Below are 18,213 nucleotides of genomic sequence, written 5' to 3' on the forward strand. Positions count from 1 at the left end.
GGATGAGCAGGCCGAGGAAGAGCGGGAGGCGGCCGGCGGAGGCCATCAGTCCGATGCCCGCGGCGAGGTTGATCATGTTGCTGATGAGAATCAGGATCACCGGGAGGCCGAGCACGACCGCGCAGATCAGGCAGTAGGCGGCGACCCAGGCGTTGTTGGTCCACACCTTGGCGGCGAAGTTCGCCGAGGGGTGGTCGGTGTAGTAGGCCTCGTACTCGCCGCCGGGCTTGGTGAGGTTGTGCAGCTCCTCCGGCGGGATCAGCGCGTCGCGGACCTCGGGGTGGGTTCCTATCCACCAGGCGACCAGCGCGGTGGAGAGGAAGAAGAGCAGGCCGATGCTCAGCCACCAGCGGCGGGCGCGGTACAGCGCGGCGGGGAAGCTGACGGTGAAGTAGCGGGCGGCGTCGCGCCAGGAGGAGTTGCGGGCGCCGGCGACGGCGTTGCGGCCGCGGACGACGAGTGCGGTGAGGCGTCCTTCGAGGCCGGGGTGCGGGGCGGCGGCCTGGACCTGAGCGAGGTGGCTGGTGGCCCGCTGGTAGAGGGTGATCAGCTCGTCGGACTCCTCGCCGGTGAGCCGGCGGCGGCCGCTGAGTGTCTCCAGCCGGTGCCATTCCGCCTGGTGGGCGGCGACGAAGACGTCCAGGTCCATTGCGGCTCTCTCCGGGTGCGCGGCGGGGCAGGACGGCGGGCACTGGTTGGTGTGCGGCCGGGGGCGGTGCGGGGCTCAGCATGCCAGAGGCGGCGCACGGTGTGTCGGGGGATGTCGGATGCGCTGCCCGGGGTTACCGGGCGGGGGTGGGCGGCCGTATGTTTGCCGCTGTTGATCGAGGGGGTCGGGTCGCGCGGCGTGGGTCGTTCGACGGGCCGCGGAGCGGAACGGGTGGGTGGCGTGAGCGAGCTGGTGACCGGTGAGGCGGTCGTCCTGGGGCTGCGGACGGCGAGGTTGCCGTCGCGGGCTCTGGCCCGGCTGCTGGACGCGGTGGTCTACACGATGGCGTACTTCTTCGCCGGGATCGCGGTGGTTCTCGGGCTGTCGGCGATGGAGGGCGCGGCGGGGGACGCGTTCATGGTGGCGCTGATGGTGTTCTTCACGGTGCTGCTGCCGGTGATGGTGGAGACGCTGTCGCACGGCCGGTCGCTGGGGAAGGCGGCGCTGGGCCTGCGGGTGGTGCGGACGGACGGCGGTCCGATCCGGTTCCGGCACGCGCTGGTGCGCGGCCTGGTGGGGGTCATCGACTTCGGTCTGCTGGCGATGCCGGCCGTGGTGGTGTCGCTGTTCTCGGAGCAGGGCCGCCGGCTGGGCGACATCTTCGCGGGGACCTTGGTGATCCGGGAGCGGCTGCCGCAGAGCGCGCGGGACCACGGGATGATCCCGCCGGTGCCGCCGCAGGTGATGCACGCGCTGGGGGCGGACCTGGTGGCGCTGGACCTGTCCGCGGTGCCGGACGGCCTGTGGCTGTCGATGCGCCAACTGCTGGGCCGCATGCACGAGTTGGACCAGCCGGTGTCGGCCGGCCTAGCGGACCGGCTGGCCGCGGACCTGGCCGGGCGGATCGGCTGGCCGGTGCCGCACGGCCTGCCGCCGATGGTGTACCTGGGTGCGGTGACGATGGAGCGCCAGCGCCGCGAGTGGGAGCGCGCGGCCGCACAGTTCGGGGCGGCGGGCTACGCACCGGTGCCGGCCCAGCCCGGCCCGGTGATGGCGGGCCCGGTGCCTGCCGCCCCGCAGCAGCAGCCGCAGCCGCAGCCGAACGGTAAGCCGGTGCGGGTGCTCGGTGTCCCGCAGCAGGCCCGGCCGGAGCAGGCGCCCGCGCCTGAGACCCAGCCCCAGCCCCAGCCCGCAGCGGCGGTCGTCCAGCCGGCCCCGGTCGTCCAGCCCGCGCCGGTCGTGCAGCCGCAGCCGGTCCCCGTCGCTCCGCCGGTGGCGTTCGGGAAGCCCGCGGTGCCTTCGCAGCCGACGGGGCCGTCGGCGGGCGGGGGTTCGCGCCGCCCGCGTAGGGGCGGCGGGGGTGGTGAACGGGGGTGTCAGCGGCGGGGGTTGGGCGGGCTGTCGAGTTCTTCGAGTTCGATGCCGGGGGCGGCGAGCAGCACGTCCCCGGTGAGGTGGACGTCGCGGATCTCGCCGGTTTCGAGGTCGGTGACCCGGTAGTGCTCGACGGGGAGCGGGCCGGTGTCGGTGGGGTGGTCCTCGACGGTGAGCAGTTGCCAGCTCTGGTCGAGGGTGCGGGGGGCGAGGGCCTGGCCGGTGAAGGAGACCAGGCGGATCCGGGTGGCGGCGCCGGGGGTGAGGTCGAGCAGCCGGGCGGTGGCGACCAGGAACGCGGGTGAGTCGCCGGTGAAGGCGTGCGCCCGGTCGGTGCCTTCCACGGCGTCCGTGGCGGCCGCGGGGTCGGCGGCGGCCCGGACCCAGTGCACGCCGTCGAGCGCACCGCCGCGTACTTGCCAGCCGCCGCTGCGGAGTTCGAGGCGCAGCGGGCGGTGGCGGGCGTCCAGGGTGAGGTCGGTGGTGCCGAGGACGGTGCCGTCGGGGCGGTAGCTCTTGGCGACGTAGCGCCAGCCGGCGGGGCCGGGGGCGCACTGGAAGCGTTCCTCGCCGAGGGGGGTTCCGTCGTGCGGGTCGTGGAGGGAGTAGCGGCCGTTCGGCATGGGGGAAGCCTACGGAATCAGGCGTGCAACCTTCTCGGGGGCGGGCGGCATCAGGGGGTCGGTGGTGCGTTCGTACCGCCGGTTCACTGGGAGGAGGGGGGCGCCGGGATGGCGGAGCTGACGCGGGACGAGGAGTTCACCGCGTTCGTGGCCTCCAGGGCGGTCTGGCTGCGGAGGGTCGCGTACCTGTTGTGCGCGGACTGGCATCGCGCGGACGACCTGGTGCAGGAGTCGATCACCAAGCTGTATCTGCACTGGGGGCGGGTGAGCCGGGCGGACAACCCGGAGGGGTACGCCCGGACGGTGCTGGTGAACGTGTTCCTGGCGGAGCAGCGCACGGCGTGGTGGCGGCGGTCGAGGCCGTCCGCGCAGCCGCCCGAGGGGGCCGCGGTGCCGGAGGCGGATCTGGCGGTGTCGCTGGATCTGCGGCAGGCGCTGGCGGCGTTGCCGCCGCGGCAGCGGGCCACGGTGGTGCTGCGTTACTACTGCGATCTGACGGTCGAACAGACGGCGGCGGCGCTGGGCTGTTCCAACGGCAATGTGAAGAGCCAGAGTTCGCGGGCGCTGGAGGCGCTGCGGCGCTCGGCCGCACTGCGGCAACAGGGGAGGTCGGCGGCATGACCGGGGGTTGGGAAATGGAACTTTCGTCGCGTTTGGACGAGTTGGTGGTGTCGGCGGAGGAGTCGGCTCCGGCGTCGGCGGTGGACGCGGCGTCGGCGCTGCGCCACGGCCGGAGGACGCGTCGGCGGCGGGCGGTGGTGTCGGCCGGGGTGGCGGCGGTGCTGCTGGGCTCGGTGGCGCTGGGAACGGTCTACGGCAGCGGTGGTCCCGCTCCGGTGGGGCCGGCGGCGTCGGCCGGGACGGACCGGGCCGACCGGTCGCCGTTGGCGATGCACGTCCGCTTCGGGTGGCTGCCCGACGACGTGACCACGGTCGACGCCGGCTGGCACCACGAGCTCGGTGACCAGCAGCTCGCGACCGCCGGGGCCGACCGGTCGTGGCTGCTGGGTTCGCCGGGCCCGTTGCCGTGGTCGGAGCCGTCGCGTCCGGCGGGCTGGCAGCCCGAGGAGGGCGAGCCGTACTCGGAGCGGACGCCCGCGCCGGACGTCAACGGCCGGAAGGCGTACTGGGTTTCGGTGAAGGGCGTGTCCGCGCTGGAGCTGCTGTTCCAGTCGCCGGACGGGCGCTGGCTGTCCCTGCGGGGCATGGGGAGCCGGGCTCCCGAGCAGGAGGTGCAGCTGCGCATCGCCGCCGGGGTGCAGGTGGGCCGGTTCGTCCTGCCGGTTCCGGTCTCGCTGGACCCGTCGACGCCGCTGTCGGACGTGGTCTCGGTGGACTTCCGCCGGACGGTCCACGGCGCCGGCGGCTGGCAGTTGGCCATGCAGGTGAGCGTGCGCGGCAACTCGACGGTGACGATCTCGGCGGAGTCGGGCAGCCTGCCCGCGGACCCGGCACAGCCCTGGCGGCGGTGTGCGACGGGCGAGGGCATGTGGTGGTGTGCCGCGCCGTTCACGGCGGACAGCCCGTCGGGGCAGGTCACGCCGGACGACGTGAAGGTCTGGTTCGACCGGCTGGTGCCGCACAGCACGGACGAGCGGACCTGGCGCCCGGTGCTGCTCCCGTAGGCCGGAACGCGCCGGTGCCCGGCACCCCCTGCGGAAGGGGGTGCCGGGCACCGGCGTGACGGGATGTCAGTAGCGGTACTGCTCGGCCTTGTACGGGCCCTCGACCGGGACGCCGATGTAGTCGGCCTGCTCCTGGGTGAGGGTGGTGAGCTTGACGCCGAGGGCGTCGAGGTGGAGGCGGGCGACCTTCTCGTCCAGGTGCTTCGGCAGCACGTACACGCCGACCGGGTACTGCTCGGTCTTGGCGTACAGCTCGATCTGCGCGATGGTCTGGTTCGCGAAGGAGTTGGACATCACGAAGGACGGGTGGCCGGTCGCGTTGCCGAGGTTCAGCAGGCGGCCCTCGGAGAGCACGATGATGGTCTTGCCGTCGGCCTTGCGCCACTCGTGGACCTGCGGCTTGATCTCGGTCTTCACCACGCCGGGGAGCTTGGCGAGGCCGGCCATGTCGATCTCGTTGTCGAAGTGGCCGATGTTGCCGACGATGGCCTGGTGCTTCATCCGGGCCATGTGGGAGGCCATGATGATGTCCTTGTTGCCGGTCGTGGTGACGAAGATGTCGGCGATCTCGACGACCTCGTCCAGCGTGGTGACCTGGTAGCCGTCCATGGCGGCCTGCAGGGCGCAGATCGGGTCGATCTCGGTGACGATGACGCGCGCGCCCTGGCCGCGGAGCGACTCGGCGCAGCCCTTGCCGACGTCGCCGTAGCCGCAGACGACGGCGACCTTGCCGCCGATCAGGACGTCGGTGGCGCGGTTGATGCCGTCGATCAGGGAGTGGCGGCAGCCGTACTTGTTGTCGAACTTCGACTTGGTGACCGAGTCGTTGACGTTGATGGCCGGGAACAGCAGCTTGCCGTCGCGGTGCATCTCGTACAGGCGGTGGACGCCGGTGGTGGTCTCCTCGGTGACGCCCTTGATGGTGGCGGCGACCTCGGTCCACTTCTGCGGGGTCTCGACCAGGGTGCGGTTGAGCAGCTCCAGGATGATCCGGAACTCGTCGTTGTCCGCGGTGTCGGGGGACGGCGCGGCACCGGCCTTCTCGAACTCGACGCCCTTGTGGATCAGCAGGGTGGCGTCACCGCCGTCGTCCAGGATCATGTTGGGGGTCTGGCCGTTCGGCCAGGTCAGCGCCTGCTCGGTGCACCACCAGTACTCCTCCAGGGTCTCGCCCTTCCAGGCGAAGACCGGGACGCCCTGCGGGTCCTCGGGGGTGCCGTTAGGGCCGACCGCGATGGCGGCGGCGGCGTGGTCCTGGGTGGAGAAGATGTTGCAGGAGCACCAGCGGACCTCGGCGCCCAGGGCGGTGAGGGTCTCGATCAGCACGGCGGTCTGCACGGTCATGTGCAGCGAGCCGGTGATCCGGGCGCCCGCGAGCGGCTGGGAGGCGGCGTACTCGGCGCGGATCGCCATCAGGCCGGGCATCTCGTGCTCGGCGAGCTGGATCTCCTTGCGACCGAACGGGGCCAGGGAGAGATCGGCGACCTTGTAGTCGCCGGCGGGCTGGACGGACATGCGAACTCCTCGCTGCATGGGCCTGGTTACGGGTGTGCTGAGCGGCAGAGGGGCGCGGTGGCGGCCCTCTGCTGCGGCACAATCCGTCGGAGGACCTCTCTCCCTCGACCGGAGCCCCGCTCCGATCGACCGCCATCAGCAGCGACGTTTGGCACTGCTGACGAATCTACACCGCTCGGGCGCGGGTCAGTGGGCGTTCCGGCCCGGACCGCCCGGAGTGGCGTCGGCGTCCGGCCCGGCCAGGGCCTTCTCCTCGGACCAGATGTCCGGCTCCAGGTAGATGGCGCGGGCGATCGGCACCGCCTTGCGGACCCGGGCCTCGGCCAGGTCGATCGCCTCGGAGACCACGGCGGCGCTGTCCTCGGCGTTGACGCCGATCTTCGCGGCGACCAGCAGTTCCTCGGGGCCGACGTGCAGGGTGCGCATGTGGATCACGCCGGTGACGGTGTCGTGGTCGACCAGCGCCTCGCGGATCTTGGTGACCACCTCGGCGTCGGCGGACTCGCCGATCAGCAGCGACTTGGTCTCCAGGGCCAGCACCAGGGCGATGACCACCAGCAGCAGGCCGATGCACAGCGTGCCGACGCCGTCCCACACCGCGTCACCGGTGATCACGGTCAGGCCGACGCCGAGCAGCGCCAGCAGCAGGCCGACCAGCGCGCCGCTGTCCTCCAGCAGCACGACGGGCAGCTCGGGGGCCTTGGCGCGGCGGATGTACGAGGCCCAGCCGTGCCCGCCCTTGGCCTTGGACGCCTCGCGGAAGGCGGTCAGGAAGGACCAGCCCTCCAGCAGGATGGCGAACACCAGCACGCCGACCGGCCAGTACCAGTTCTCCAGCTCGTGCGGGTGGGCGATCTTCTCGTAGCCCTCGTAGAGGGCGAACATGCCGCCGAGGCTGAACAGCACGATGGAGACCAGGAAGCCGTACACGTACCGCTCGCGGCCGTACCCGAACGGGTGCTCCTCGGTGGCGGCCCGCTGCGAGCGCTTGCCGCCGACCAGCAGCAGCACCTGGTTGCCGGAGTCGGCCAGCGAGTGCACGCCCTCGGCGAGCATCGAGGACGAACCGGAGAACGCGAACGCCACGAACTTGCTGACCGCGATGCCGAGGTTCGCGGACAGTGCCGCGACCAGTGCCTTGGTGCCGCCTTCGGTACTCAACCCGGTACTTCCCTCCGCAGCGGGCCCTGACTTTGCCGGGCCTTGGTTGACGAGAGGGGACGATACCGTGTCAGTTCCTCGTGGCCAGGCCCAGGTACACGGCGGCGAAGTCGGTCAGGCCGATCAGTTCGGCCAGGGCCTGCAGCGGGTCCTCCAGGCTGGAGGCGTGCTCGGTGATCCGCACCTCGTGGGCGGCGGCCAGGCGGCGGGCCCGGGCCACCGGCCAGGCCGGCTCCTCCAGCTCGGCCACGCCCGGCGTATGACGGAGCATCAGCACCTGGAGCTGGAGCGGCACCGGCTCGTCGACCCGGTCGCGGAAGAAGTCGTCGGGGTCGGCGCCGGCGCCGAGGCGGCCGTTGAACATGCCCCGGTGCGCGGTCAGCGCCTGCGGGAGGCGGGCGGTCAGCGCGGGCAGGCCGGCCCGGTCGGCGAGGGCGGCGGCGAACCGCTCCCCCGCGGCGGCGGCCGGGGCGCCGTCGGACCACAGCAGCGGGACGGTCTCGGCGAGTTGGCCGGCCAGCGTCTTCGCCGGGTTGTCGTACGCCTGGGCGTCGGGGCGGCAGCGCACCGCGACCTCGTCCAGCCGGTCGGCGGCGGCCTCCAGCGCGCCGGGGCGAGCGCGGCGACGCCGATCCGGTCGGCGAGGGTGAGCAGCGGGGCGAGCACCGCCCACAGCGCGGCCGGGTCCTCGGCGGGCAGGTCGGGTTCGGCGTCGGCGCCGTCCGGTTCCACCGCGCTCGGCTCGAACGGCAGCGGCAGGCCGCGGACCTGGAGCGCGGCCTCGGCCAGCTCCGAGCCGTCCGGGGCGATCACCGCGATCGCGCAGCCGCGCGAGTACGCCTGCTCGGCGAGGTTGATCATGCCGCCCTCGCGCCCGCCCGCGCTGGCCAGCACCACCAGGTCCAGGGGGCCGGCCCAGCCGGGCAGTTGCCAGGACTCGCCGTCGGTGAAGGCCGGCCCGGCGGGGCGGGCGTCGGCCGGCGGCAGCGGCCACACCTGGCAGCTGGGCACCGCCAGCGCGGCCAGCACGGCGGCGGCGGTCAGCACGCCGCCGTGTCCGGCGACCAGCACCGCGCGCGGGCGGCCCTCCGGGTTGAGGGCGTTGACGCCGGCCGCGTCGGCGCGGCGCAGCGCGACCCGGATCCGGGCGCCCGCGCCGGCCAGGGACAGCAGTTCACGTCGGCGGTCGGCGCGCTGCAGGGCGGCCGGGTCGTCCAGCAGGGAGTCGTCGAACATGGCGGCTGGCCTCCAGCGACTGGCGGGGCAGGGTCAGGACGGGCGGCGGGCCTCGTCCACCAGCAGGACCGGGATGCCGTCGCGCACGGGGTAGACCAGGCCGCAGGCCGCGCCGGTGCAGCGCAGCTCGTGGGTGTCGTCCTGGATCTCCTCGGCGAGCGGCGCACGGCACTCCGGGCAGACCAGGATCTCCAGCAGGAAGGACGGCAGGCTCATGGCGGTCGGGCTCCGGATCTGTGGGGCTGTCGCGGTACGGACGGCCGGTGACACAGCAGTACCCCGGCCGGTGGCAACCCTACCGGCCGGGGCACTCGAAAAGTCAGCGGCTGGCTGACCCGGGCGGTCAGGCCCGGACGATGGCCAGCACGCCGTCCCGCAGCTCGGCCATCTTCGCCGGGTCCTTGGCCTCGGCGTTCAGGCGCAGCAGCGGCTCGGTGTTGGAGGCACGCAGGTTGAACCACCAGTCGGGGCCGGCCACGGTGAGGCCGTCCAGCTCGTCGACGGTGACGCCGTCCTGGCCGGCGTAGGCGGCGCGGACCTTCTCGGTGGCGGCGGCCTGGTCGGCGACGGTGGAGTTGATCTCGCCGGAGGCGGCGTACCGGTTGTACTGCTCGGTGAGCGCGGACAGCGGGCGGTCCTGCCCGCCGAGGGCGGCCAGCACGTGCAGCGCGGCCAGCATGCCGGTGTCGGCGCGCCAGAAGTCGCGGAAGTAGTAGTGCGCGGAGTGCTCGCCGCCGAACACCGCGTCGGTGACGGCCATCTCCTGCTTGATGAACGAGTGGCCGACCCGGGTGCGGACCGGGACGCCGCCGCGGTCGCGGACGACCTCGGGGACGGTCCACGAGGTGATCAGGTTGTGGATGATGGTCGGCTGCGCCTCGCCGGCGGCCTGGGCGCGGGCGATCTCGCGCTCGGCGACCAGGGCGGTGATCGCGGACGGGGAGACCGGGTCGCCGTTCTCGTCGATGACGAAGCAGCGGTCGGCGTCGCCGTCGAAGGCCAGGCCGATGTCGGCGCCGACCTCGCGGACCTTGGCCTGCAGGTCGACCAGGTTGGCCGGGTCCAGCGGGTTGGCCTCGTGGTTGGGGAAGGTGCCGTCGAGCTCGAAGTACATCGGGACGACGTCCAGCGGCAGGCCGGCGAACACGGTCGGCACGGTGTGGCCGCCCATGCCGTTGCCCGCGTCGACGGCGACCTTCAGCGGGCGGATCGCGGTCAGGTCGACCAGCTTCAGCAGGTGGGCCGCGTAGCCGTCCAGGGTCTCCTTGGCGGACAGCGCGCCGGTGGCGGCGTCGGAGGCGGGGACGTGCACCTTGCCGTCCTCGTCCAGCCAGGACTCGACCAGCTCGCGGATGTCGGCCAGGCCGGTGTCCTGGCCGACCGGGGCCGCACCGGCGCGGCACAGCTTGATGCCGTTGTACTGGGCCGGGTTGTGCGAGGCGGTGAACATCGCGCCGGGCAGGTCCAGGCTGCCGCTGGCGTAGTACAGCTGGTCGGTCGAGCACAGGCCGATCTCGACCACGTCGGCGCCGCGGGAGGCGGCGCCCTCGGCGAACGCACGGGACAGCGACGGCGAGGACGGGCGCATGTCGTGGCCGACCACGACGGCGTTGCCGCCGATCACCTCGACGAAGGCCGCACCGAAGGCGTACGCCAGCGACTCGTCCCACTGGTCCGGCACGACGCCCCGGACGTCGTACGCCTTCACAAGCTGCTTGAGGTCCCGCACCAGAATGCTCCCGTGTGTGTGCTGCGATGTGCTGCGCGCAGGCGGACGCGCCGTCCGAGCCGCAGAGGGGCAGCGTACCCGGCCCGGGAGAAGCGCAGGTGTCGCCCCGGGGCGGGCCCGGTCAGTTGTCCGGGGAGCGCAGCACCCGGAGGTGGCCGCGGCGGCCGGACTCGCCGTCCGGCGGCGGGCCCTGACGCGGCGTCCGCTGCTGGGGGCGGGCGGCTTCGCGCACCGCGTTGGCCAGCGCCTCCAGGTCGTCGCTGCTGCGGCGCAGCGGGCCGGCCTCGGCGGCCAGCCGGACCACCTCCCAGCCGCGCGGGGCGGTGAGGCGCTCGGCGTGCTCGGCGCACAGGTCGTAGCAGTGCGGTTCGGCGTACGTCGCGAGCGGGCCGAGGACCGCCGTGGAGTCCGCGTAGACGTACGTCAGCGTCGCCACGGCCGGTCGGCCGCACGCGGTCCGCGAACAACGACGTACAGAGCTCACGAGGGTGGACGGTACCGCAAGTCGGACCGGCCCGCGAAGACCCGCCCCCGGCTCGCGTGTCCCGGAGCCGTCACGCGCCGTGCTTGAGTGGTCCACTTCCGGGCATCCAGGGACTACGCTCGACACTGCTATGGACAGCTCGACACCCTCGTCACCGCCGGGTCCCGGTCGCCGCAGGCACCGCGACCGGCACGGTCGCGGCCTGCGCGGGCCGCTGGCCCCGCCGCAGGTGCCCATCTCGCTGACCCGGTCCGAGCTCTTCGACGACTACGTGCGGGAGTCGATGGAGCGGCTGATGCGGCGCTGGCCCCAGCTGGAGGACGTGGAGTTCGCCGTCCTGGAGGTCCCGCTGCCCGTCAAGGGTGAGCCGGAGCCGGACGGGGTGCCGCTCGGCCGGGTGATTCCCGCGGCCAAGGGGCGGCGCAGCCGGATCCTGGTCTACCGGCGGCCGGTGGAGATCCGCGCCAAGTCGAAGGAGGACCGGGCGGCGCTGGTCCACGAGATCCTGATCGAGCAGGTCGCGGAGCTGCTCGGGCTGTCGCCGGACGCGATCGACCCGCGGTACGGCGAGGAGTAGCCGCCCGGAACGCGGACGGGCCCCGGGGAGACGCTCCCCGGGGCCCGTCCGCGTTCCGCGCTACTTCAGCACCACGCCGGGGTCGGCGGCGACCTGCGGGACCTGCACGGTGGCCTGGTCGTCGCGCAGCTGCTGGATCGTGAAGGTGGGGACGTCCCGGACGCCGGCGGACAGCTGACGGGTCGCCAGCACGGGGCCGCCGCTCACCGTCTCCACGGTGAGCGCGTACGGGCCGTTCAGGCCGGCCGGGTCGATGCCGTCCACGGCGACGGTGGTGCCGGCCGGGACGGGCACCTCCTTGCTCGCGGGGGTGCCGCCGGCCGCGCCGGCCGAGGAGCTGACCTTGACCTTGGCGTCGGCGTCGGTGGCGGTCAGCAGCAGGACGGTCTGGCCGCCGCGGTTGTCGGCGATCGAGGCCCGGGCGCCCACGGGGACGCCGGCGGACAGCCAGGCGGCCTCGGTCTTGCCCTTGTTCTCCCGGTCGACCCGCAGGCCGGCCACCACCGGGGTGGCGTGGCCGGGGTCGGACGGGGTGAGCCGGATCGCGCTGGCGCCGTCCCGGGTCTCCGCGGTGAACTGGAAGTCCAGCGAGGCGGTCATGCCCGCCTTGACGTGGATGCTCTCCTTGCCGGCGGGCGTGAACCAGCCGTTCTTGCCGGAGAGTTGGACCTTCAGGTCGGCGTCGTCCGGGGAGTCGGTGGCCACCACCAGGTGGGCGGTGGTGACGTCCGACGGGATGCCGGGGATGGTGACGGTGGCGGCGGGGTCGGCGGACGGCTCCAGCCAGTCCGCGCCCCGGCCGCCGTCGCGGGCGTGCACGCCCGCGCCGATCCGGCCGCTACGGGCGACCACGTGCACGGCCAGGTCGCCGACCTGACCCTTGCTCAGGCCGCTGAGCAGCACCTGCTGCGAGGTGCCGGGGGCGATCGCTATGCCGCTGGCCAGCTCGTTCTCGATCAGGCCCTTGTCGCCGTACAGCCGCAGGTCGACCACCGCTGGCAGGCTGTCCGCGTTGACCAGGGTGACGTAGTCGACCCGGTCGCCGGCGGTGCTGGCCCCGGCGAACCAGAAGCTGGTGCCGGAGGGCGCGCAGCGGGCGCCGGACATCGAGGCGGAGCCCTGCTCGGAGGTGGTGGTCTGGGTGGCGGTGAAGCCGGGCGCGAGGCTGCCGGTGGCGATCGCGAAGGTGCCGGGGGCGGTGTCGTTGTTGGCGGCCGGCCCGGTGACCGGGACGCCGGGCTTGGCGAGCGTGACGCGGGCGTCCAGCACCGGCCCGGCGGGCTTGGCGGCGGCCGACGGCGCGTCGGACGGCTGGCCGGACGGCTGGGCGGAGCCGCTCGGGGCGGGCCGGACCGGGTTCTGCGCGGCCAGCACGTTGTCGGGCGTGACGTCGCCGAGCACGCCGGTGCCGGTGCTGCCGCCGCCGCCCTCGGGGCTGAACAGCGTCAGGCCGGTGGAGCCGACCGCGCCCTGCAGCGGCGGCGGGCAGACCAGCGAGGTGCGTTCGACCTGCGCGGTGGTGCGCTTCCCGGCCGCGCCGGCCGCCGGGGCGACCGGGGCGCGCAGTTCGGCGATGCCGAACACCAGGCCGAGTACGGCGACCCCGGCCAGCAGCGACTGGCCGGTTCGGCTGCCGCCGGCCACCGCGCTCAGGTCGGGGGCCTTCAGCTTGGGTGCCTTCAGGGTGGGCTTCTTCATCGCGGGTCAGCTCCCCGTCCCGGGCTGCTGCGGGTGGTGGCCGCCGCCGTAGGGGTCGTTGGGGTCGTAGTAGGTGGTGGGCTGCTGCTGCTGTTCGGGCAGCCACGGCTGCTGCTGCCCGTCCTGCTGCGGGTAGCCGGCGTACGGGTCGTTCCAGCCCTGCGCGGGCGGGGTGTCGTAGCCGTAGCCGGGCTGCGGCCGGCCGTACTGGTCGTACTGGTCGTAGCCGTCGCCCTGGTGGGGCGCGCCGACCGGCTGCTGCTGGGTGTAGTCGTAGCCGTAGCCGTCGGACTGGTAGCCCTGCTGCTGGTACGGGTCGGCCTGGTAGGGGTCGGCCTGGTACGGGTCGGCGAACTGCTCGGGCTCGGCCTGGTAGGCCGGGGCCGGCTCGGGCTCGCCGGCCTGCTGGGCCGGGATGCCGCTGGTGTAGACACCGGGCTCGGCCTGCGCGTCCTCGCCCTCGCCCTCGCCGCGTTCGGCGAGGCGGCGGGCCCGGCGGCTGCCGGGGGCGGGGCCTGCGCCTGGGCGGCGGCGGCCAGCGCCTGGGCGGCGACCACCTCCTCGGGCAGGTCGTCGTCGTTGTGGTTGCGGCGGCCGGGCAGGGCGAGCACCAGCACGACCACGCCGAGCGCGAGCTGTCCCCAGACCCAGGCGGTGTGCACGAGGCTGCCGGTGCGGGTGACGTCCAGCTTGCCGCCCTCGGCGGGGAGTTCGAAGCCCTGCGCCCAGCCGTCCAGGGTGACGGCGGTCAGCGGCTTGCCGTCCAGGGTGGCCTGCCAGGCGGGGTCGGCCTGTTCGGCGAGCCGCAGCTGCCGGCCGGCCGGACCGGCCGGGACGGTGGTCCAGATGTCGTGCGCGCCGGCCGGGACGACCACCGGGACGGCGCCCGGGCTGACGATCTGGGCCCGGGTGCCGGGGACGGCGGAGACCTGCCAGAGGCCGACGCCGTGGTCGAGGCTGAGCCGGATCACGCCGGGCGTGGTGTCCAGCACGTCGCGGACCTTGCCGATCACCGGGTCCTTGACCTGGATGTAGCTGATCCCGTACCCGGCCAGGGTGCGGGCCAGGTCGCCGCCGGAGCCGGCCAGCAGCTTGGCGGTGAGCGCGCCGGTCTGCCCGTCGGCGGCGGTGTCCACGGTGCCCTCGGCCTGACCGGTCGTCAGGCCGGCGCCGCGGACCACCGCGTAGCGGACGGAGCTGCCGTCGGCGTCGCCGGTGACCATCAGGGTGCGGGAGCGGTCGGTGGTGTCGCCGGCCTCCGCGATGAACGCCGGGACCTGCGCGGCGGCGGCGCGCCGCAGCGGGCCGTCGGCGCCGGTGATCGCCCACCAGGCGGCGGTGCCGACCGGGGCGAGCACGGCGGCGGCGAGCACCAGCGCGGCGACCGGCTGGCGCCAGCCGAACGCGATGCCGGAGACGCGGGCGTTGGCGCCGTCGGCGCCGATCGAGGCGGCGGCGAGCAGCGCGACACCGGCCAGCAGGGTGGCGGGGCCGGCCCAGGCGGCGGTGTCGGACCCGCCGGAGGCGGGGGTGACGGTGGTGCCGGCCACCACGACCGAGAAGACCAGTCCGGCGGCGGCCGCGCCCCAGGCGGCGAGCACGGCGCGGCGGCGGTCGGCGCGCAGCAGGGCGGCGAGCGCGGACAGCACCACGCCGGCCGACAGCCACACCGGGGGCACGCCGGCGCCGCCGGGGTTGACCAGCACCAAGCCGAGCGGATCGGCGGCGGGGCCGGAGAAGCCGGGGACGCCGGCCTCCAGCAGCAGCCGCGACGGGTGCGTCAGCACCTCGATCGACCAGGGGGCGAGCACCAGCACGGGCACGCCGAGGATCACCGCGATGCGCAGGCCGAGCAGTCGCACGGCCTGCACGCCGGAGCCGAACGCGCCGCCGCGGACCACCGCGTGGACCAGCGCGGCCACGCACAGCGGCACCGCTATGGCCCAGGTGAGCGGGACGAACGCGGTGCAGACGGTGAGCATCAGCACGGTCATCCAGGCGGAGCGCCAGCCGGGGCGGGCGCCCTTGGCCGCGGTCTCCTTGCGGATGCCGAGGCCGGCGGTGATCGCGGCGGCGCGGGCCAGCGGGGGCAGCAGCACGGCGAGCACCGCGGTGCCGATCCGGCCCTGGGCGAGCGCGCCGGTGGCGGCGGGCAGCAGCGCGTAGGTGGCGCTGGCCCAGGCGCGGACCAGCTTGGAGGCGATCAGCGGCCGGGAGACCAGGTAGGCGCTGACCGCGGCGAGCGGCACGGAGAGCACCACGATCAGGGTGAGCGCCAGGTCGGCGTGGCCGAACAGTGCCCAGGACAGGATGGCCAGCACGCCGAGGTAGGGCGGGGCGGTGGCGGTGGAGCCGGTGCCGACGGGGTGCCAGGGGTCGGCGAACATGTTCCACAGGCCGGCCGCGCCCTCGCCGGCGGGCAGCAGGGCGCCGCCCTGCAGGTAGCCGGAGCCGATCAGGTTGCGGCAGGCGACGAGCGCGAACAGCAGCAGCGCGGCGAACAGCACCGGGGCGGGCCGCCGCACCAACTTCTTGAGCAGCGCGAACTGTTCGACCACCAGGTCGTCGGTGTCGTCGTCGCCGGGGCCGGTCTCCACGGAGCCGTGCCGGCCGGCGCCGGCGTCGTCCGGGCCGCCGATGCCGAGCGAGCCGACGACGTTCTCGACCGCGAGGCGGACGGTGGCGCCGGGCGCCGGGAACAGCGTGCGGTCGTCCAGCGAGTCGACCGAGCGGGTCTTGCGGCGGCGCGCGCGGGCGGCCATCAGCCGCGGCAGGCGCAGCAGTTCGTGGCCGAGGCCAGCGATCTCGTCGTAGGCCTGGCGGGGGTCCTTGCCGACCAGGTTGACGATCACCCGCAGCAGGGTGCCGAGGATCAGCCGGAACAGCACGTACGGGAACAGCGCGCCCTTGGAGTTGGCGAGCAGGGTGTAGACGGCGCCGGCCTTGTCGACCCGGTGCGGGTGGGCGGCGGCGCAGTCGATGGCGCGGCGCTCGCGGCTGGCGGCCTCGGCGTGCCGGAGCACCGCGTCGGGGGCGACCACCACGCGGTGGCCGGCGGCGTTGACCCGCCAGCAGAAGTCGGCGTCGTCGCGCATCAGCGGCAGCGCCTTGTCGAAGCCGCCGAGTTCCTCGAAGACGTCGCGGCGCACCAGCATGCCGGCGGTGGAGACGGCGAGCACCGGGCGGACCTGGTCGTGCTGGCCCTGGTCCTGTTCGCGGCGGTCGAGTCCGGTCCAGCGGCGGCCGGAGCGGGCGATGGTGACGCCGACTTCGAGCAGCTGCCTGCGGTCGTACCAGGAGCGGAGCTTGGGGCCGACGACGGCGGCGCTCGGGGTGGAGTCGGCGACCTGGAGCAGCCGGCGCAGGGCGTCGGTCTGCGGTTCGCAGTCGTCGTGCAGCAGCCAGAGCCATTCGACCGGCTGGGTCTCGCGCGGTCCGCCGCGGCCGAGGTCGTCCTCGGCGCCGAGCGGGTCGCCGAAGTCGTCCCAGCCGCCGGTGACCGGGTCGTAGCCGGACGGGTCGAGGCTGTAGGAGAGGTCCTCGGGGCGCAGCGGCGGGCTGTTGAAGACGGCTTCGCCGACGGCGCGGCCGAAGCCGACCCGGCGGCCGAGGATCTGCGGGCCGCTGTCGGGGAGCCAGTCGCCGAGGGTGTCGGCGAGCAGCTGCGGGGAGTTGTCGGTGGAGCCGGTGTCGACGGCGAGGATGCGCTGCACCTGCCGGTCCTGGCCGAGCAGCCCGGCGAGTGCCTGGGGGAGCCAGCGTGCGCCGTCGTGCGACACGACCACCGCGGTGACCAGATGGCGCGGGTAGGCGGGCGGCCTGGCAGCGGAGAAGCCGCTCTGGTGGCTGTAGACAGTCATCGGGTGCGCGGACCACCGGTTCGGGTTTGACGGCAGATGACGCACCACACTAACGGCTCCGGGTGGTGCGGTTGTCCCGGGTGGTGTGAAGAGACGGTGCAGCGGGTATCGGGGCCGCCCGCACGGGTGTTGCGGGAATGCGAAAGCGCCCCACCTTGTGGTGAGGCGCCGACACGGGTGAGGTCTGCGGGGGAGGTCAGACCGCGCTCTTCTTCAGGCGGCGGCGTTCGCGCTCGGAGAGGCCGCCCCAGATGCCGAACCGCTCGTCGTTGGCGAGGGCGTACTCCAGGCACTCGGCGCGGACCTCGCACGCCAGGCAGACCTTCTTGGCCTCCCGGGTGGATCCGCCCTTCTCGGGGAAGAACGACTCGGGGTCGGTCTGGGCGCACAACGCGCGCTCCTGCCAGCCGAGTTCCTCTTCGTCTTCCTCGATGCCCTCACCGATCAACAGCTCAAAGAGCTCGCTCATTCTGGCGCGCCTCCTCTGCCCCTCTTGGCGTCCCCGTGGTGTTGCCGTTGCCGGTGCGGCGGAACGACACGAGGGAAATTACAGTTGCGTCACTCTGGCCCAGTCAAGCCGAGCTCTGGTATTGGGCCAAGGATTCACTCCCCGGAACCAAGCCACTACGAATAGTGTACATATCCGGACAACCTGGACATCACGCCTGGTTCCTGACCTGCCGTCAGCCCGCACTCCCGCTCCCGACCGTGCCGGTCCGGGGCGATCTCAGGGCGTCCCTTCCCGGCGATCTTCCCATCCAAACCTGATTGGGCGTTTATCGCCCGATCCGGTGGTTCCAGGGTGATGTGACCCGAATGTCCGCACCCGTGCCTTGACACTGGAGGGTCGGTTGCGGTGTCCTTGCCTTTATGTCAGAGTTCCCGGCCCACTCCGCCGACCGGCGCCGCCAGGCGCTCCTCGGTGCTGCCGTGAACTCCTCGTGTTGTCGCCGCTGTCTCCGCTGTATCTAGGCGCCCGCGTCCCACCGCGCGCCGCCCCGGAACAGAGGCCGAACCGCGCGACAGTCCCCCTGAACGCTCCCGCGGATCCGGCTGATCCCACTCGCAGCCGAACCCCGAGGACGTCACCCCGTGCGAATGCCCCGCTTCCGCAAGCGCAATCGCGATCGCAAGCAGTTCCCCCTCCCCCGGGCCGCCGCCCCGCGCTGGTCGGACGGCCTGAGCGACGTGTCCATCGCGGGCGACCCGACGGCCTTCCCGCACCTGGCCCGCACCGACCTGCCCGCGCACCCCACCACCGTCGCCGGCTACGCCCGCCTGGTCCGCGAGATCGCCGCCGACCGCGCCCGCTGGGAGCCGCTGGTCCGGTACGACGCGCTGACCCGCTGGTACGCCCGGCTGGAGACCGGCCCCGGCTACGAGGTGTGGCTGCTCAGCTGGCTGCCCGGCCAGTCCAGCGGCTTCCACGACCACGGCCGCTCCTCCGGCGTGATGACGGTCCTTCAGGGCGAGCTCACCGAGCGCTCGTTGACGGCCGGCGGCGAGGGCTCCCGGGCACTCGCCCCCGGCGGGCTGCGGGTGTTCGCCACCGGCCACCTGCACGAGATGGTCAACGCCTCGCTGGAGCCCGCCGTCTCCGTCCACCTGTACACGCCCGGCCTGGTCGAGATGAACCAGTACCAGGCCTCGGCGGAGCGGCAGCGTCACGGGGTGCACTGACG

16 protein-coding genes and 1 pseudogene (1 of these 17 running past the window's edge) are annotated in these 18,213 nt (G+C 73.8%); 5 read left to right on the forward strand and 12 right to left on the reverse strand.

Annotated elements, in window-relative coordinates:
* On the reverse strand, positions 1–649 hold the 5' portion of the coding sequence (locus KCH_RS14425) for a stage II sporulation protein M (RefSeq protein WP_035863215.1). 356 nt of this gene lie to the left of the window's left edge; only the first 649 of its 1,005 coding nucleotides appear in the window; the start codon lies at positions 647–649; its stop codon lies beyond the left edge, outside the window.
* A gap of 342 nt (positions 650–991) precedes the next feature.
* Here KCH_RS14425 and KCH_RS44445 point away from each other — a divergent pair.
* Positions 992–1,258, forward strand: a pseudogene (locus KCH_RS44445) (RDD family protein); the annotation flags it as partial.
* 767 nt (positions 1,259–2,025) lie between these two features.
* Here KCH_RS44445 and KCH_RS44450 read toward each other — a convergent pair.
* Positions 2,026–2,646, reverse strand: a complete 621-nt coding sequence (locus KCH_RS44450) for a hypothetical protein (protein WP_035863217.1) — start codon at positions 2,644–2,646, stop codon at positions 2,026–2,028.
* Positions 2,647–2,754: 108 nt separating this feature from the next.
* On the opposite strand from KCH_RS44450, the gene KCH_RS14440 reads away from it, so the two are divergent.
* Both KCH_RS14440 and KCH_RS14445 read left to right on the forward strand, forming a co-directional pair.
* Entirely contained in the window at positions 2,755–3,267 is a 513-nt protein-coding gene (locus tag KCH_RS14440) for a SigE family RNA polymerase sigma factor (protein WP_035863220.1), read from the forward strand.
* 14 nt (positions 3,268–3,281) lie between these two features.
* Positions 3,282–4,271 carry a hypothetical protein gene (locus tag KCH_RS14445; protein ID WP_157032056.1) on the forward strand — a complete coding sequence of 330 codons (990 nt, stop codon included), beginning with the start codon at positions 3,282–3,284 and terminating at the stop codon, positions 4,269–4,271.
* Between the two features lie 66 nt (positions 4,272–4,337).
* Here KCH_RS14445 and ahcY read toward each other — a convergent pair whose 3' ends face one another.
* The 7 genes from ahcY to KCH_RS14475 all read right to left on the reverse strand — a co-directional run bounded on the left by ahcY (position 4,338) and on the right by KCH_RS14475 (position 10,492).
* A complete protein-coding gene (gene ahcY, locus KCH_RS14450; protein ID WP_035863223.1) occupies positions 4,338–5,786 on the reverse strand; it encodes an adenosylhomocysteinase in 1,449 nt (482 codons plus the stop codon).
* Between the two features lie 186 nt (positions 5,787–5,972).
* Positions 5,973–6,947: a cation diffusion facilitator family transporter gene (locus KCH_RS14455; RefSeq protein WP_035863225.1), complete on the reverse strand. Its 975-nt coding sequence runs from the start codon at positions 6,945–6,947 to the stop codon at positions 5,973–5,975.
* A gap of 70 nt (positions 6,948–7,017) precedes the next feature.
* Positions 7,018–7,467: an SIS domain-containing protein gene (locus tag KCH_RS46595; RefSeq protein ID WP_341865480.1), complete on the reverse strand. Its 450-nt coding sequence runs from the start codon at positions 7,465–7,467 to the stop codon at positions 7,018–7,020.
* Positions 7,350–8,183: a hypothetical protein gene (locus tag KCH_RS14460; protein ID WP_341865373.1), complete on the reverse strand. Its 834-nt coding sequence runs from the start codon at positions 8,181–8,183 to the stop codon at positions 7,350–7,352. Before KCH_RS14460 ends, KCH_RS46595 begins: the two co-directional genes overlap by 118 nt.
* Before the next feature lie 33 nt (positions 8,184–8,216).
* On the reverse strand, positions 8,217–8,399 hold the full coding sequence (locus tag KCH_RS14465; protein WP_035863227.1) for a Trm112 family protein: 183 nt from the start codon (positions 8,397–8,399) through the stop codon (positions 8,217–8,219).
* 127 nt (positions 8,400–8,526) lie between these two features.
* Positions 8,527–9,915 carry a phosphomannomutase/phosphoglucomutase gene (locus tag KCH_RS14470; protein WP_035863231.1) on the reverse strand — a complete coding sequence of 463 codons (1,389 nt, stop codon included), beginning with the start codon at positions 9,913–9,915 and terminating at the stop codon, positions 8,527–8,529.
* 118 nt (positions 9,916–10,033) lie between these two features.
* Positions 10,034–10,492 carry a DUF3499 domain-containing protein gene (locus KCH_RS14475; protein ID WP_084223610.1) on the reverse strand — a complete coding sequence of 153 codons (459 nt, stop codon included), beginning with the start codon at positions 10,490–10,492 and terminating at the stop codon, positions 10,034–10,036.
* Positions 10,493–10,526: 34 nt separating this feature from the next.
* Between KCH_RS14475 and KCH_RS14480 the strand changes: the two genes are divergently transcribed.
* Positions 10,527–10,973 (forward strand): metallopeptidase family protein, encoded by a 447-nt coding sequence (locus KCH_RS14480; RefSeq protein ID WP_084223612.1) that lies wholly within the window; start codon positions 10,527–10,529, stop codon positions 10,971–10,973.
* A 60-nt stretch (positions 10,974–11,033) separates the two neighbouring features.
* Here KCH_RS14480 and KCH_RS14485 read toward each other — a convergent pair whose 3' ends face one another.
* From KCH_RS14485 to KCH_RS14495, 3 genes are all read right to left on the reverse strand, one after another.
* A complete protein-coding gene (locus tag KCH_RS14485) occupies positions 11,034–12,671 on the reverse strand; it encodes a DUF5719 family protein (RefSeq protein WP_051653077.1) in 1,638 nt (545 codons plus the stop codon).
* The gene (locus KCH_RS14490; protein WP_051653078.1) at positions 12,668–16,531 is read right to left on the reverse strand and encodes a glycosyltransferase family 2 protein; all 3,864 of its coding nucleotides are present in this window, start codon (positions 16,529–16,531) and stop codon (positions 12,668–12,670) included. The genes KCH_RS14485 and KCH_RS14490 overlap by 4 nt, the downstream gene beginning before the upstream one ends.
* A 196-nt stretch (positions 16,532–16,727) precedes the next feature.
* Positions 16,728–17,000, reverse strand: a complete 273-nt coding sequence (locus tag KCH_RS14495; protein WP_014136066.1) for a WhiB family transcriptional regulator — start codon at positions 16,998–17,000, stop codon at positions 16,728–16,730.
* A gap of 629 nt (positions 17,001–17,629) precedes the next feature.
* Here KCH_RS14495 and KCH_RS14500 point away from each other — a divergent pair.
* On the forward strand, positions 17,630–18,211 hold the full coding sequence (locus KCH_RS14500) for a cysteine dioxygenase (RefSeq protein ID WP_084223614.1): 582 nt from the start codon (positions 17,630–17,632) through the stop codon (positions 18,209–18,211).
* The last annotated feature ends 2 nt before the right edge of the window (positions 18,212–18,213 follow it).

Source organism: Kitasatospora cheerisanensis KCTC 2395, assembly GCF_000696185.1.
Lineage (GTDB): Bacteria > Actinomycetota > Actinomycetes > Streptomycetales > Streptomycetaceae > Kitasatospora > Kitasatospora cheerisanensis.

Coding starts and splice junctions, on each gene's coding strand:
- KCH_RS14500 (WP_084223614.1), top strand. CDS start 17,630: ATGCCCCGCTTCCGCAAGCGCAATCGCGATCGCAAGCAGTTCCCCCTC.
- KCH_RS14445 (WP_157032056.1), top strand. CDS start 3,282: ATGGAACTTTCGTCGCGTTTGGACGAGTTGGTGGTGTCGGCGGAGGAG.
- KCH_RS14490 (WP_051653078.1), bottom strand. CDS start 16,531: ATGACTGTCTACAGCCACCAGAGCGGCTTCTCCGCTGCCAGGCCGCCC.
- KCH_RS44450 (WP_035863217.1), bottom strand. CDS start 2,646: ATGCCGAACGGCCGCTACTCCCTCCACGACCCGCACGACGGAACCCCC.
- ahcY (WP_035863223.1), bottom strand. CDS start 5,786: ATGTCCGTCCAGCCCGCCGGCGACTACAAGGTCGCCGATCTCTCCCTG.
- KCH_RS14460 (WP_341865373.1), bottom strand. CDS start 8,183: ATGTTCGACGACTCCCTGCTGGACGACCCGGCCGCCCTGCAGCGCGCC.
- KCH_RS14495 (WP_014136066.1), bottom strand. CDS start 17,000: ATGAGCGAGCTCTTTGAGCTGTTGATCGGTGAGGGCATCGAGGAAGAC.
- KCH_RS14440 (WP_035863220.1), top strand. CDS start 2,755: ATGGCGGAGCTGACGCGGGACGAGGAGTTCACCGCGTTCGTGGCCTCC.
- KCH_RS14480 (WP_084223612.1), top strand. CDS start 10,527: ATGGACAGCTCGACACCCTCGTCACCGCCGGGTCCCGGTCGCCGCAGG.
- KCH_RS14465 (WP_035863227.1), bottom strand. CDS start 8,399: ATGAGCCTGCCGTCCTTCCTGCTGGAGATCCTGGTCTGCCCGGAGTGC.
- KCH_RS14485 (WP_051653077.1), bottom strand. CDS start 12,671: ATGAAGAAGCCCACCCTGAAGGCACCCAAGCTGAAGGCCCCCGACCTG.